At 42.0% G+C, this 14,274-nt stretch carries 18 protein-coding genes; 10 read left to right on the top strand and 8 right to left on the bottom strand.

Features of this window, described 5'->3' with window-relative positions:
• The first annotated feature begins 259 nt into the window (after nucleotides 1-259).
• The 4 genes from N475_RS23445 (at nucleotide 260) to sdhD (ending at nucleotide 3,178) form a co-directional block, all read left to right on the top strand.
• Entirely contained in the window at nucleotides 260-508 is a 249-nt protein-coding gene (locus N475_RS23445) for a hypothetical protein (protein WP_063356777.1), read from the top strand.
• 263 nt (nucleotides 509-771) lie between these two features.
• Nucleotides 772-2,328: an AbgT family transporter gene (locus tag N475_RS23440; protein ID WP_063366050.1), complete on the top strand. Its 1,557-nt coding sequence runs from the start codon at nucleotides 772-774 to the stop codon at nucleotides 2,326-2,328.
• A gap of 140 nt (nucleotides 2,329-2,468) precedes the next feature.
• Complete coding sequence (gene sdhC, locus N475_RS23435) at nucleotides 2,469-2,849, top strand: succinate dehydrogenase, cytochrome b556 subunit (RefSeq protein ID WP_063356775.1); 381 nt, start codon at nucleotides 2,469-2,471, stop codon at nucleotides 2,847-2,849.
• Nucleotides 2,840-3,178 (top strand): succinate dehydrogenase, hydrophobic membrane anchor protein, encoded by a 339-nt coding sequence (sdhD, locus tag N475_RS23430; RefSeq protein WP_081215901.1) that lies wholly within the window; start codon nucleotides 2,840-2,842, stop codon nucleotides 3,176-3,178. The genes sdhC and sdhD overlap by 10 nt, the downstream gene beginning before the upstream one ends.
• 4 nt (nucleotides 3,179-3,182) lie before the next feature.
• Here the strand turns inward: sdhD and N475_RS25615 are convergent, their stop codons facing one another.
• Both N475_RS25615 and chrA read right to left on the bottom strand, forming a co-directional pair.
• Nucleotides 3,183-3,320, bottom strand: a complete 138-nt coding sequence (locus tag N475_RS25615) for a hypothetical protein (protein ID WP_155730878.1) — start codon at nucleotides 3,318-3,320, stop codon at nucleotides 3,183-3,185.
• Between the two features lie 345 nt (nucleotides 3,321-3,665).
• Nucleotides 3,666-4,811 carry a chromate efflux transporter gene (gene chrA, locus N475_RS23420; RefSeq protein WP_063356773.1) on the bottom strand — a complete coding sequence of 382 codons (1,146 nt, stop codon included), beginning with the start codon at nucleotides 4,809-4,811 and terminating at the stop codon, nucleotides 3,666-3,668.
• Between the two features lie 106 nt (nucleotides 4,812-4,917).
• On the opposite strand from chrA, the gene N475_RS23415 reads away from it, so the two are divergent.
• Complete coding sequence (locus N475_RS23415; protein ID WP_063356772.1) at nucleotides 4,918-5,832, top strand: LysR family transcriptional regulator; 915 nt, start codon at nucleotides 4,918-4,920, stop codon at nucleotides 5,830-5,832.
• 35 nt (nucleotides 5,833-5,867) lie between these two features.
• On the opposite strand, the gene N475_RS23410 is transcribed toward N475_RS23415, so the two are convergent.
• Together N475_RS23410 and N475_RS23405 are read right to left on the bottom strand one after the other, a co-directional pair.
• Entirely contained in the window at nucleotides 5,868-6,620 is a 753-nt protein-coding gene (locus tag N475_RS23410) for a spondin domain-containing protein (protein WP_063366048.1), read from the bottom strand.
• Between the two features lie 103 nt (nucleotides 6,621-6,723).
• On the bottom strand, nucleotides 6,724-7,656 hold the full coding sequence (locus tag N475_RS23405; RefSeq protein WP_063366047.1) for a LysR family transcriptional regulator: 933 nt from the start codon (nucleotides 7,654-7,656) through the stop codon (nucleotides 6,724-6,726).
• Between the two features lie 110 nt (nucleotides 7,657-7,766).
• On the opposite strand from N475_RS23405, the gene N475_RS23400 reads away from it, so the two are divergent.
• The 3 genes from N475_RS23400 (at nucleotide 7,767) to nth (ending at nucleotide 9,666) form a co-directional block, all read left to right on the top strand.
• Nucleotides 7,767-7,970 carry a hypothetical protein gene (locus tag N475_RS23400; RefSeq protein WP_155732621.1) on the top strand — a complete coding sequence of 68 codons (204 nt, stop codon included), beginning with the start codon at nucleotides 7,767-7,769 and terminating at the stop codon, nucleotides 7,968-7,970.
• Nucleotides 7,971-8,900, top strand: a complete 930-nt coding sequence (locus N475_RS23395; protein ID WP_063356768.1) for a sodium-dependent bicarbonate transport family permease — start codon at nucleotides 7,971-7,973, stop codon at nucleotides 8,898-8,900.
• A gap of 97 nt (nucleotides 8,901-8,997) precedes the next feature.
• A complete protein-coding gene (nth, locus tag N475_RS23390; protein ID WP_063356767.1) occupies nucleotides 8,998-9,666 on the top strand; it encodes an endonuclease III in 669 nt (222 codons plus the stop codon).
• 52 nt (nucleotides 9,667-9,718) lie between these two features.
• On the opposite strand, the gene N475_RS25610 is transcribed toward nth, so the two are convergent.
• The 3 genes from N475_RS25610 to N475_RS23380 form a co-directional block, all read right to left on the bottom strand.
• The gene (locus N475_RS25610; RefSeq protein ID WP_155730877.1) at nucleotides 9,719-9,883 is read right to left on the bottom strand and encodes a hypothetical protein; all 165 of its coding nucleotides are present in this window, start codon (nucleotides 9,881-9,883) and stop codon (nucleotides 9,719-9,721) included.
• A gap of 293 nt (nucleotides 9,884-10,176) precedes the next feature.
• The gene (locus tag N475_RS23385) at nucleotides 10,177-10,869 is read right to left on the bottom strand and encodes a tellurite resistance TerB family protein (RefSeq protein ID WP_063356766.1); all 693 of its coding nucleotides are present in this window, start codon (nucleotides 10,867-10,869) and stop codon (nucleotides 10,177-10,179) included.
• Nucleotides 10,870-11,070: 201 nt separating this feature from the next.
• Nucleotides 11,071-11,301, bottom strand: coding sequence for a helix-turn-helix domain-containing protein (locus N475_RS23380; RefSeq protein WP_063356765.1), 231 nt, complete (start codon nucleotides 11,299-11,301; stop codon nucleotides 11,071-11,073).
• A gap of 266 nt (nucleotides 11,302-11,567) precedes the next feature.
• On the opposite strand from N475_RS23380, the gene N475_RS23375 reads away from it, so the two are divergent.
• Nucleotides 11,568-12,137 carry a hypothetical protein gene (locus N475_RS23375; RefSeq protein WP_063356764.1) on the top strand — a complete coding sequence of 190 codons (570 nt, stop codon included), beginning with the start codon at nucleotides 11,568-11,570 and terminating at the stop codon, nucleotides 12,135-12,137.
• A gap of 50 nt (nucleotides 12,138-12,187) precedes the next feature.
• Here the strand turns inward: N475_RS23375 and N475_RS23370 are convergent, their stop codons facing one another.
• Complete coding sequence (locus N475_RS23370; RefSeq protein ID WP_063356763.1) at nucleotides 12,188-12,586, bottom strand: ExbD/TolR family protein; 399 nt, start codon at nucleotides 12,584-12,586, stop codon at nucleotides 12,188-12,190.
• A gap of 315 nt (nucleotides 12,587-12,901) precedes the next feature.
• Here N475_RS23370 and N475_RS23365 point away from each other — a divergent pair, with 315 nt between their 5' ends.
• A complete protein-coding gene (locus N475_RS23365) occupies nucleotides 12,902-14,269 on the top strand; it encodes a serine hydrolase domain-containing protein (RefSeq protein ID WP_063356762.1) in 1,368 nt (455 codons plus the stop codon).
• The last annotated feature ends 5 nt before the right edge of the window (nucleotides 14,270-14,274 follow it).

Below are 14,274 nucleotides of genomic sequence, written 5' to 3'. Positions count from 1 at the left end.
AGATGTAACTCTCCAAACATACGGTATTATTTGCCTAAACTTATCATATCTGCCAGAAGCATGTGGCATTGTTCAACAATAAAAAGATTGTGTTGCTTTGGTGGGGTCGTCACTTGTCGGTGCTCTCATACTTAAATTAGCCGACAAATAGACAGATTGTTGTTTGGCTCTGCTAGATGCGCATCTACCTTTCAATTATTTATCCTGCTTTTGAGAACTGCTATTCTATTTACTTCACGTATTCACTGAGCCAAATAGTATGATTGATGATAAAGACGAAATTAGTACGTTAGAAGACTTAGAGTCATTTTTGACTTTAGTCGAAAGCGGCGGGATGGGGTTAGAAAATGTAGCAGGAGTTGCTCTTGCCACAAATAATAGCAACGGTAGGCCTTTTGTTGCTGTTTTAGATGATAACCATCAGTTACTACTTGGGCGCTGGGTGACACAGGAAGTGTTTGAAAATGGCAAAGAACTAGTAAGAATTGGGCCTAAAAAGCGTCACTAAATGGGTTTTATGTATTGAGTGAGAAGGTTGTTTTTCCTCAATACATACTCAGTACACAGCAGTAAAATAAAGTCTCCTGTAGTCGCTTCGTAAGCGCGTGCAGTGCTCAGTTTTAAATTGAAACAATACTTTATCTATCCTTACCTTTTATACATCACAATCTTCTCTCCTATTTTGCACTCAGTTGTTTAGAATACCTTGTGTTACTGTTTTGACCAATTAGGTAGGAATAGTCAGATTTCAATAAAATTAGGAATAGCAGAGTGTCTACAGTAGAAACCGTCAAACAGAGTGAGAGCGGGGTTATCTCATTCATAGAAAAGGCAGGAAAAAAGATCCCCGACCCCATTATTATTTTTATTTGGTTTATCCTTGGCGCGTTTGCTTTGACTGCGCTGATCGGAGGGTTAACCTTTGAAACGCAAGGAGCCGATGGCAATCCCGTAGTTCATACTATTAAAAATATGACAGAGGCTGAGCATGTTGTTTGGTTTTTTGACAATGCATTGCTTCAAAATTGGCTAGGTTTTGGCAACGGTATTTTGGGTGTCATCTTAATCGTTATGCTCGGTGTTGGTGTCGCCGAAAGCTCAGGGTTATTTAATGCGGTAATCAAAAAACTAGGTACACGTTTAAAGGATAAATACCTTGCACCGGCGTTGATTTTTCTGGGGATTATGAGCTCTATTGCGACAGATGCTGGGTACTTAATTTTGATCCCGCTTGCAGGTTTACTATATGCGGGACTAGGCAAAAATCCGCTGATTGGGATGGCGGCGGCATTTGCAGGCGTCTCTGCAGGCTTTAGTGCCAATTTACTTCCCGCAACGCCTGTTGACGTAGTTATTGGCTTGAATGCACAGATTTTTGCACAGTCACAGGGCGTGCCTTTTGCTGATGCAAGTGGTAACGCATTGACACCGGCCACTATGCATTATTACTTTATTTTTGTTTCAACTTTTATGCTCGTTGGCATTGGCGCATGGGTGACAAAAAAGTTTGTCGAACCTAGGTTAGAAAAAATGCCTTATAACTTACCTGAAGGAATGGATTTGTCTGACTTTGCGGTTACAGAGCAAGAGCAGAAAGGGCTTAAAGCAGCATTTTGGGGGCTATTATTGGCGCTCGGTTTAGTCGTATTACTGGCGATGGGCCCTTTGGCACCATATGTAGATGAGTCAGGCAAGACAATCACTCCATACTTAAACAATGTCATTTTGTTGATCACTTTAGTGTTTGCCACTGTAGGCGCAGCATTTGGTGTGGCGACAGGCAAGTTTAAGAGTTTATTGGATGTGGTGCAGGCCATGGTTGCGCAAATGAATACTATGGGTTACGTACTCGTACTGACATTCTTTTGTTATAACTTCTTGGGCATCTTAGGTTACTCAGGACTTGGCACTTATATCACATACGTTGGTGCTAGTGGCTTATCAGCGCTAGGACTTCAAGAGTTTCCGATTTTATTGATTATTGGGTTTGTGATCACTACCGGATTAATAAATTTATTTGTCGGTGGACTGACTTCTAAGTGGATGTTACTTGGACCTATATTTGTACCTATGCTATATCAGGTAAACCCTGCTATGACACCAGATCTAGTAGCGGCAGCTTATCGTGTTGCAGACTCCTCAACCAATATCATAACGCCAATGATGACTTATGCTGGGGTTATTTTAGCGTTTATGCGTAAGTATAAACCAGACCTTAGTTTTGGCGAGGTCATTGCAATGATGCTCCCATATTCAGTGGCTTTCTTAGTTTTTTGGACGTCATTACTCATCGGCTTTTTTGCTTTAAACATTCCATTTGGTTTTTAACGACAAGCCTCTAAGTAATTATTTTCTATAAGCGCCGCAGGTTACGGCGCTTTTTTGTTATTTTATGAGCCTACTTAAAGTTTGTAAGTGTTAATGATTTGCGTTAGCATTTAATTGTTATAAACATCTAGGTATTCAACATGAGAAAAGAGCGGCCAACTAATTTGGCAATTCAAACCATGGCACTGCCGATTACTGCCTATGCATCAATCTTGCATCGGGTAAGTGGTGTCATAGTATGGGCAGCAGCAGTGGTTTTATTACCATTACTGATTTTTGCTATGCAATCAGCGCACAACTTTGACACGCTAAGCACCATTTTTAGTGAAAACTTTTTCGCTCAATTTGTGGTTTGGGGCTTATTAACAGCGCTTGGGTATTATTGCTTAGGAACCATCAAACACATTGTACAAGAGTTTGGCTACTTTGAAGAGCTGGCTAGTGGGTGCATGATTTCTCGCGTTGCAATTGGGCTCGGGATTGTGTTGAGTATCTTGGTGGGAGGATTAATATGGCTGTAATGAATATCGCGCGTTCAGGTACAAAACAATGGGTACTGCAGCGCATCAGCAATACCGTGATTGTGGCATATAGTCTTCTAGTTGTGACATTGCTGTTTTTAGAGCCAGTCACGAACCATCAAGCTTTAGCGAGCTTTTTCTCTCCTATTTGGTTCAAAGTACTGACTTCCATTAGTGTATGTATTTTTACACTCAATGGTGTGATAGCAGGGTGGCAAATTGCGGGTGACTACGTCAAAGGGGATGCAATAAATAAAGCTTTTAACTTTTTATGTATATTACTGAGTTTGTCGATGATTGTTGCTATGGTAAAGCTAATTTGGCTGTAGGGCGCTAATCATATCGCTCTTCTTCTAAGGGGAAGAGCACATCTAATAATGGTTCAATAACACTTACTACAATTAAAGCTGCTGATAAAGCCCATAGATAGTTAAGTTCTGTGTGTGCTTCTATGATCCAAGATACGCTCATACTCAACCAAAAAACATTAAACAACATAATATTAAAGTTGGGCTTTAATGGCTTCGCGCAGTGCTTGCAGTGCACACTTTCGCGATTGAGCAGCGGTATTCGCTCACTAAGCGTCAGTGGCTTTTTACAGCATGGACATGGTCGGGTAACGAAATCTCTCAACATTAGTATATTTGAATGATAATGGTTATCATTCAAATATACTGTTTTTAAGCACCAATTGAAACCCTTGAATTAAAATAGTCTTCACTAAATTGAATCGGGTTTGACTTAAAGTGCTAATGTTCACTTTTTATCGCTATTTGCATAGGGCTGTGACATCTATTTTAGCGATAAACTCCAAGGCTAAATGAGGCCCATCCCAAAGCCTGCCGCCATGAAAGTAAGGACCAACCAAATAATCGGTAGTTTTAACTGCTTCATTAGGAAAAAGCCAACCAATACAAGGGCAATATCCGTTGGCAGCATGACTGCGCTGATGAATACGGGTTGATATAAAGCAGCCACTAAAAGGCCCACTACCGCAGCATTTACACCACCCAACGCCCCTGCAATGCGGGGTTTTTGCGCCAGTGATTGCCAATTTTTAAGTACGGCTAAAAGAAGTAAAAAGCCGGGTAAAAATACCGCTACCGTCGCAATAAGGGCGCCAATTAGAGGGCTGGAAGGCATAAGTTCATAACCAATATAGGTAGCAAATGTAAACATTGGGCCAGGAACGGCTTGCGCTGCGGCATACCCTGTTAGGAAAGCGTCTTGACTGAGATTATCACCGACAATATTTTGCAGCAGTGGCAGTACAACATGGCCGCCACCAAAAACAAGGCTACCCGCTTGATAAAAATCATTGAAAAGAGTCAATGAAGGTGAAAGGGAAGCAAGCGCAGGTAAGCCAATGAGCAAAGCAATAAACAAAATGAGCGGGATATAACTTGGTTTAAAAGCTGGTAATGTGATTGGTGCAGTTTCTGGTTTGAGATAATAAGCACCGATGATAGCTGCCACGATGAGCACACAGATCTGCATAGTGATGCTTGGCATGACAAGTAGCGCAATTGCAGTTGCCAAACACAAACTGACGGTAAGTGTGTTTTTACAAAAGTTTTTGTACATTCCCCATGCTGCGTCAGCAACCACCACCACCGCAAGTAACTTTAAACCATGAACGACGTTTTGAAATGCACTGGTGTCAGTGGCATGACTGGCAAGCAAGGCTAGTCCTATCATGATTAAAACAGAAGGTAAGGTAAAGCCTAAAAACGCAGCACAAGCACCAGCGAGTCCACCCCGTTTGTAGCCAAGCGCAAAGCCAACTTGACTAGAGCCAGGCCCCGGCAAAAACTGGCTTAGGGCAACGATTTGACCATATTCATGGTCATCTAACCATTTGAGCTTTTCAACGAAAGTTTGTCTAAAGTAACCGATATGCGCCGCTGGGCCGCCAAAGCTTACCCAACCGAGCATAAAAAATAGTTTGAATATTGAAAACATATTAAACAGATTTACTGTGATTAATTATGTGTATAGGTTAAAAAATGATTTATAATCAATCAAATTAATAGTATTGATTATAACTATGAATATAATGGGATTTTAGGTGAGCTTTGCAGATTTTCAATGGAGAAACATAGACTTAAATTTATTGGTTAGTTTTGCATATTTATACCGCTATGAAAGTGTAAGCGTTGCTGCTGAGAAAAACTGCGTCAGCCAGTCTGCAATGAGCCACAGTTTAGCGCGTTTACGTACCTTGTTTGACGACCCCTTATTTGAGCGCAAAGGTCATAAAATGGTACCCACTGAACGGGCTCATATGTTGTCTCCAACTATCACTCAAATTTTGGCGTCCGTTACCCATGAGCTTTTGACTACCGCAACTTTTGAACCAAGTTTGTATCAAGGGGTTTGCCGAATTGGATTAACGGATTATGCCGAGTTTATCTTTGCGCCTTTAATTTATGACGCCATTCGTCAGCAGGCACCTAATGCGCAAGTGAGTTTTATCAATGTGAACCGCAGCAATTATGTTACTTTGGCTGAGCAAGAAAAACTGGACGTAGTGATTGGTAGTATCCCGACATTAGATAGTGCTTTTCATTGCGAGTACCTCTACACGGAGCGCCATGTATGCATTGCCGACCCTAAAATGGTTGAGATTGAAAGTGGCTTGACGGTTTCGCAGTTTGCTGGTGTTGAACATGCTTTGGTAAGTCCTGACGGGCAGCTCTCGACTCAAGTCGACAAGGTATTACAAGATCAAGGCATGTCGCGGAAAGTAACCGTGGCAACACGTAATTTTTTAACTATTCAAAGCTTGCTAAAACAACGTCGATTGATAGCTATTGTGCCTCAAAAAATGGCTGAAATTGCATGTCAAAGTCATGGTTTAGGGCGTTTTTCACCGCCCATAACAGTGCCTGACTTTGACATTTCCATGCTGTGGTTTAGTAGAAAAGAGCGAGATGATAAAAGCATCTGGTTACGACAGCTATTAAAGGCAGTGATATCATAGCGATTTGTACCTACCTTTGAGCGTTCAAATCGCCATTATTCCATCAATTTTATCGTAATTACACCAATGTTGGCTTCACTTTGAAAGTGTACACCTTGCGCAAAGTCTGTATCGCTTCGCGCACTATCTAAAAGTGTAATTAGGCCTTGAGGATCCGTCTCTTGATTGGCTGAATTAAAAGTGACCCCGCTGTCGCTACCAGCATCGTAGACCTTCAATTGAATGGTTTGCTCCATTACCCATTGACCATCATTGAATAATGCTAGGCTATCAATACCAATGAACCAATCAGGGCTTGGTGCAACCATAGATACTACGCTCAATAGCGAGAAGTTTTGGCTTGCTTCAAAGGTCATACTAACACTTTGACTATTCCCTGAAATGCCCGACTCATCAATCAAGTAATTGGAATAGCCGAGGTTTTGAATATTACTGATTTCAGTTTTGAGCGCCGCTTTCGATCCTGTTTCCGCCATACTGATAATACCGGCAGATGCCGATTCACCACGTTGAAATATACGGCCTTGCTCATTGTGTGTCAGCCCAATGACTGGAGAAAAGTGGGTGCCACTTGGGTAATTTGTAGGAAAAGTCTGTGCATCCCAAGTGCGGGTAAATGTCAGTTCGTAAGTGGCGGTGGCAGATGCCGCAGGTGGAGTGCTAGGAGTAGTCGGAGAAGCGGTGTTTTCGGGTGATGTTGGTGTCGTATTATCACTGCTACTGCTGCCTCCACAGGCTGTGAGCGACAGGACTGCACTGAGTGTTACTAACTTGCATATACCATTCATATCTAACCTCTAAACGAAAATATAGGGGGCCTGACAAACACAGACCCTGAAATCGCCAACTATCTTTCAAAAAATTGCTCGTTTTTTATTCTGGTTGGGCTGCTTAGAGTTTGATTGCACTTTTCATTATGTCTCGGCCTTCTGTTTCAACATAATCGAGAAAAACCTCGGCAATAGGAGAGAGCGCCTTACTTTTTATCCAAGAAAATGACCATTTTGAACGGATAGGCAGTGACTCAACATTAATCACTTTCACATCATGGATTTCACCAAAGGCAAGCGTGTGAGATGAGAGTATGGATACACCTAATTTTGACAGCACAGAATGAATAATGGCTTCATTACTGGCAATGGTCATTTTGATATTTGGTTTGACATCTAGGTTGTCGAAAAATACTTCGGTGGCATATCGTGTTCCAGAGCCAGACTCGCGTATTAAAAAGTCCTCTTGGCAAAATTCAGCAAGTGATACCTGTTGCTTTTGACTGAAACGATGCGAAGCAGGTGCAATGGCGACTAGGTCATTTGACATAAACTCAATTACTTCAAGATCAAGCCCCTGTGGCAAATGACTAAAAACATAAAAGTCATCTAATCCTTGCTCCAACCGCTCTATAACTTGTTTTCGGTTTGCTACTGTAAATTGAATATCTATTCCTGGGTAGCGTTCGCAAAAGGGGCCAAGTAAGTGAGGAATGAAATATTTTGCGGTGGTGACGCTTGATAGCCTGAGAGTTCCTGATTTTAAACCGCGTAAATTGGATAAATGCATATCCAATTCTTCGCAGCTTTGCAATATTTGTCTGGCAGTATCGACAGTAGCAAGCCCTGCATCGGTGAATTTAAGCTGTTTACCAACTTGTTGATAGAGTGGAAAACCGATGGCTTCAGCGAGTTTTTTCAACTGCATTGATACAGTTGGTTGAGTTAAGAAAAGCTTTTCTGCTGCAGCTTTTACGCTGCCTCCCTCGTAAAGTGCAAGCAATATTTCAAGCTGTCTAAACGTGCCAATATGTGCATGTAATCTGGATGCCATGCTGCCCTCTATTTATTTGATTAGATTTTTATCTATGCATTGGTTAGTTACTATCTATTTTTATCTATATTTCCTTTTTTGTAAAATACGCAAAAAAAGAGGAGCAGTTTGTGATGAAGTTTAAGAGTTTGGTATTGCCTTTAATAACAAGCTTATGTCTTTTAGCCTTTTCTTATTTCAGCTTAGTCATTGGGACTAGTGCCGTTGGGTTTGTGATTTTGGCAGTCGTTTTGTCTATTACAGCTTTACTGTTTAGCTATAAGTCTTCTTTTTCTAAACACCCTGCTGCATACTCAACAGAGGCGAAATCATAAATGGTAGATGCAGTTGTCGCTTTTTTTGTGCTCGGCATTATTGCTCAGCTACTTGGCGCTAAAATCCCATTTACAGATGGTTTGTACAAATCCTTAAGCATGTTTTTGATGATTGCCATAGGTCTCAAAGGCGGCATTGCACTGCAACAGCATGTAGATTCTTCACTCTTGTTTATGTCTGTGGCAGTGATAGGGTTTGGTTTACTCCTTCCACTAGTCGCGTACCCGCTGCTACGTTATTTCGGTCAGCTAGATAAAGTGAATGCGGGTGCAATCGCAGCGCATTATGGTTCGGTCAGTGTTGCGACCTATGCCGTTGCTGTTGCCTTACTCGAAGCCAATAACGTCGCGTATGAAGCGTATTTCCCCCTATTTGTAGTATTGCTAGAAATGCCTGCGATTGTTGTTGGTTTGGTACTGGCAAAAGGCAATTTCAAAATTATTAACAGAGAGTTTATTAAAAAAGAGTTGGTTGCAAACCAAAGTATTCTCTTGATGGTCGGTAGTTTACTCATCGGTTTTATCGGTGGTGACAGCGTTCAAAAGTTAGCACCACTCTTTATTGAGTTATTCCCTGGAATACTTGCTCTGTTTCTACTGAAAATGGGCTTGGTTGCCGGTGAACAGTTAGGGACGTTGAAGAAAAATAGCGTGTTTTTAATTAGTTTCGCAGTCTTAATGCCGATGTTAGGTGGACTAGCGGGCACTGGGTTGGCCCTATTGCTGGGCTTAAGTGCAGGCGGTATTGCATTAATGGCTGTGCTCGGCGCAAGTGCTTCTTATATTGCAGTGCCAGCAGCAATGAAAGAAAGTTTGCCAGAAGCGAATGCTGGTATGTCCATTACCGCCTCGTTAGGCATAACTTTCCCGTTTAATGTGTTGATCAATGTTCCCTTCTTCATTGCGCTTGGGCAATTTTTTGGCGCATAATCTAGGTCTGAAAAAATCTATTTAAGTACTGACGCCGCTGTGCGTCAGTGTCGATTGAACCATATTGCTCAAAGATATCAGAAAGTAGGTAAAGTTCGTGCCGGAAAAAAACTTATTAAAAGCAGAGCGCGTTGCATATATTCTCGAACAGTTGCAGTCTCGCTATCCTAACCCTCCAATTCCGCTTGATCATAAAGACCCCTATACCCTGTTGGTCGCGGTGCTACTGTCGGCACAATGTACCGATGAGCGTGTAAATAAGGTCACGCCATCGCTTTGGGAGTTGGCTGACAACCCATTTGATATGGCACAGCAGTCGGTTGAAGACATTCAAGCAATTATTCGCCCATGTGGTTTGTCGCCGCAAAAGTCGAAGGCGATTAAAAAACTCTCAGAAATCTTGGTTGCGGATTATGCGGGGGTTGTGCCTGAAGATATGGATGCTCTAGAAACTTTGCCTGGAGTGGGGCACAAAACAGCTGGAGTAGTCATGGCGCAAGCATTTGGTGTACCTGCATTTCCGGTAGATACACATATTCACCGATTGGCGCAGCGTTGGGGGTTAACCAATGGAAAAAATGTTGCGCAGACAGAGAAAGATTTAAAGCGCTTGTTTCCTGAAGCTTGCTGGAATGACTTGCACTTACAGATTATTTATTACGGCCGTGACTTTTGCACAGCGCGAGGCTGTGATGGCACGGTATGCCCTATCTGTACGACTTGTTATCCCAACCGTAAAAAGCCAAAATTGGTTAAAAAGCCATAGTAGTTTGACGTATTGTGCTTTGAGCAGGCAGTCCAAAGCACAAGTTGCACAGTTAGGTGCATGGCATGGAAGTACAAACAACAGGCCCTTTTGAGTAACATTCCATGTAAGTACATTGCCCTGTAAATCGTCCGCCACCGATTTGTTTGGTTTGTTTAACACTCACTGTATCTGACCCCAAAACTTTAATGCGTTTTTTATTTAGTTTCATTTTCATAGCTGTTTCCTTAGCGTGTTTAAAAATTAACCAGTAGCTTTACTTATATTATTGAAACTATCAATTGAGTCTTTTTAATAGTGGTGTTTATGAAGTGGCACACGATGCAAATAATGATAATTTTGGCGCAATTTTTCCGCGTTTTAGCTGCGTAATAAGCCCCATACTTTATCTATAGTAAGCATGTGAGCCAACCACACTCAGGCGTGATTTCCAGAGTGATTTGTTAAGCAAAGAGAAATAGCTGGAAACACGCCTTTTTTATTGTTTGTAGGTTGCTACAAACAAACTAGCTAATAAGTGGCAAGTTCTTGATGAATGGATTGCACTAACTCCCTTGGCAAACAGAGTTGGTTTGCAAGTGCCTGTAAGTATTGCTGTGACACATTTTGTTGTAAATCAATGGCACTGGCGCTTGCCGCATATACTTCTATGCCTGTTTGTGCGTCAGGCACCGCTTGGACAAGCTCGGTCAAGCTCATAGGTTTTCTCAGTTCGTCAAATAGCATTGCCTTTTCGGGGACAGACAGAGCCATTGTTTCGACCTGTGTGAATATCTTTTGTCGTTCAGTTTCATCAATGTGTCCATCAGCATAGGCCGCAGCAATCATTGCGCGCATTAAGATTAACTGGCCCGAGCCGCCATCACTTTCAGCAATTTCCTCAAAACTTTGCTGGGGCATTTGTGCAGGTGTAAAGTCAAATGTTCTACTTTGTGTCTTGCGACCAGCCATCGCTTGGTCATAGGCTGCACTGTCTCTTTGTTGATTAGTCGTCTGATTTTGCTCTGAATACTGCTTATATGCCTTCCAAGCCAAGCCTCCAACTGCCGCCAATGCACCATACTTTACGGCCTTTTTACTAGTTTTCTTTCCCTTTTTACTACTTAGCAATGAGGTTAATCCACCGCCGGCAACCCCACCTAAAAAGCCATTTAATGCACCCGATTTATTGAGGCTTCCTACGAGTTTCTGTAATTCTTTCATTGCTGTCTCCTTGTGTTGCTGTCAGTCCAGAGTAGGGGAAAAGGAAGAGTTTGAAAACCATCATTTTGTTACAAATAGATTCAATTTTGGGAGATTAAATTGGGTATATGGGAGACTATATTATCTGAACCAGAAAAACCTAAGCTGTTATTGCAAAAGAATGGACTGCCCCTTCGTCACATTATTTTGCCGTTAGTGTGGTCAATGAGTCTGTTCACTGAGCAACTCTTTAATTGGGATTTGATAAAATAACGCTAGTTGTCTTGCGGTGCGATGGTATACACGACATCCGCATTCTGCTCGCTTTAAAGTAGCAATTGAAACGCATAGGGCACGCTCCTGACATGCGCAAGCTAATTTTTCCTGACTTAATCCCAAGTCGCGGCGCAGTTGTTTCAGTCTTTTGCTATTTAACTGTACTCTGCCATCCATTACATTCACTCCTTTTTTGCGGGTAACTAAGCCTAGCAATGACTTATAACCTTCGCCAATTACGAAAAGTAACGACGTGTTTTTGAATGTATACGATAGTGTCAAAAATGCTGCACAGTGCCTCGCACGGATACACTCAGGGTGATACTAAACTGATACCAAACTGATACCGATAAGTGCTGCGAAGGTGTCTACACTTGGAACCAAATTCAAGGCACGGCGATTGTCGGCGTGCTGTTCACTTAAAGAGATAAAAGGAAAACGTTATGTCTCAAGCAAATCGCATGTTAGGTGGGTATGGTCCAGTCATTTTAGCTCAGGATTTTGATAAGGAATATATCAGTGCATTTGAGCATATTAATCAACGTGCAGGTGCTGATATCAAACCATTAGCGGGCCAGTCTCAAGTCGTAAACGGCACAAACTATGCGTTTTACTGCTTTGTTTCACCAGTTGTTGCGCCGGGCATTCCTAAGGTTAATCGCCTAGAGCTGATTGTTATCAATCAACAAGGTGATCAGTACACTGAACTTAAAGATCGTGTATTCAGTGAACCTGTATTAGTACCGCCCATTGGTTCTTTTGACTCTGTTGCTTTACGCAATGATTTCAGTGATGCAGAGCGCCAGACTGCAGAGAAAATAGAGTCTATGATTGGTGTTAAATATGATATTTTGGCTGCTCAGCAACAGGTCGTAGCAGGTCTGAATCTAGCGTTTTATACCGTTGTTGAGCCTGTTACGCCAAACGCTCAGGCATTTTTCGCACGCTTAGATGTATACGTCAATTTGCGTGGTGAAATTGAAAACGAAGATCTTGTACATATCCACCCATAATATGTACGCCACGGTTTAGAGATTGCTAAACCGTGGCAGTTTGAATCAGTTTATAAGCTAGCTAAAGAAACAGGTGCACTGGTTTGGGATTTTATGGCGTCAAGAACCTGAACTAAGGTGTTATGTTCACTTAGTGCATGAGCTTTCAATCCGATTGAAGTAATTTCTCCTTTGGCTGCCACTTTCGCGACATTGATTGCAATGGTGTCAACATCGATTTTCCTTCCATTTAGATAAATCTGATTTTTGTCATCAATGCTAAACTGCGGCGTAAGTGCTGGAGTGAGCGAGCGAGCAGCTTGGTTTTGTTTGCTGATGTCCAGCACAGACTCTTTAGAAAAACTCGCTGTAACGATAAAAAAGATAAGCAGAATAAAAACGATATCAAGCATCGGGTTCATATCCACATTGGCATTTGACTGCATCGCAAGTTGATTTTTTTTGCTCATATAGGTACTCCCTAGAGTTTACTGCGCAGATTTTTAGTTTTTGTATGGGTATAACGGTGCACTAATAAAAAAGGGGTGATAAAAATTTACTAATTTTTGCAAGATTGAGTTGTAGATGTTTAGTCAAAGCACACTCGAATTTGACTGAAAGGCAAATTGAACATGTCCCACTTTCTTTGGTACGGGCGTTTGGTGTTGCTACACAACCTCACAGTTAGAAAGGTTTTGTAACAGCGTTGTACACTTTTTGACTGGGCAATCTGAAGGATGCGTGATGGAATAAGCTTAATTTTAATCAAAGCAAGGATAGAAAAAATGAAAACATCTCTTATCGCAGGTGTGGTCTCTGCCACATTGTTGTTTGGCGCTTCAAATGTTTTTGCCAGCGATTCCAATGCCCATAAAGCCCAGTACCGAGCGGTACTTAAAAATGAGCTGTCCAAAAATGAGCCCGGAGCGGTTGCGCTAATTAGTAAAGAGGGTGAAGTGATTTTCAAAAAAGCGATAGGCAGTGCAAACCTTGAGCTTAAAGTTCCGCTTAAAGCCAAAAATGTTTTTAAAATAGGTTCGATTTCAAAGCAATTTACCGCTGCTGCGATCATGATATTACAGGAGCGAGGTAAACTTTCAGTACACGATGATATCCACAAATACGTGCCTGATTTCCCCACTGAGGGCCATGTGATCACCATCGAACAGCTACTGACTCACACTTCGGGGCTTGCTAATTACACGGAGGACAGAGAGTTGATGCTAAAAGAAGTTCAAGCACCAGCAACGCTTGACGAGATTTTAGCGAGATTTGCTGCGCATCCAATGAAATTTCAACCAGGTGACGCAATGGCTTATTCAAATACCGGGTATGTGTTGCTAGGTAAGATCATTGAAGTTGTGAGCGGTCAATCTTATGCAGAGTTTATTGATGAACACATATTTGACAAGCTGGATATGAAAAGTAGCCATTATGCAGGCCGTCAAATAATCAAGCGCCATGTCTCTGGGTATGACCTGAGTCCAGAAGGTTATGTGAATGCGGGATACATCGATATGATTTGGCCACATGCTGCGGGCGCATTGTCATCAAATGTATTCGATTTGAATATCTGGTTTACGGCGCTGGCCAACGGCTCTTTGATCAGCGAGCAAAGCTACCAACAAATGATTGCACCGGTGACTCTCAATGATGGGCGTGTATCTAACTACGGCTATGGACTGGCAACAACCACAATTGGTGAATATCAGGCTATCGGTCATGCCGGTGGTATTCACGGCTTTGTATCGGATGCCGTATATGTGCCTGAGGAGGAGCTTTATATTACGGTACTTGCCAATTCTACTAATCGTAACCCACAGGTTTTGACACAACGTTTAGCCGCAAAAGCGCTAGGTCTAAAGAGCCCAAGTTATAAGGAAGTCAATTTAACGCCACAGCAGCTTCAAGCTTTCGAAGGGGAATATCAATTTGAAAGTGGCGCAGTACGTCGCATTGTATATTACGAGGGAGATTTATATACGCAGGAAGGAGATGGTTATATCGCACAGTTATCAGCGTCTTCGTCAGATACACTGTTTTTTGATCAAAGTACGGCATACATGAGTTTTGTTACCAATGAACAAGGTAATTTGGTTATGAACTTATTTGAGAATTTCTCAGATGAACCTCGTAAAGCAGTAAAAAAATAATGACT

The sequence above is a fragment of the Pseudoalteromonas luteoviolacea DSM 6061 genome, assembly GCF_001625655.1.
Classification (GTDB): Bacteria; Pseudomonadota; Gammaproteobacteria; order Enterobacterales; family Alteromonadaceae; genus Pseudoalteromonas; species Pseudoalteromonas luteoviolacea.
Note: the sequence above shows the minus strand (reverse complement) of the source record. Positions and strands in the feature narration are given on the sequence as shown.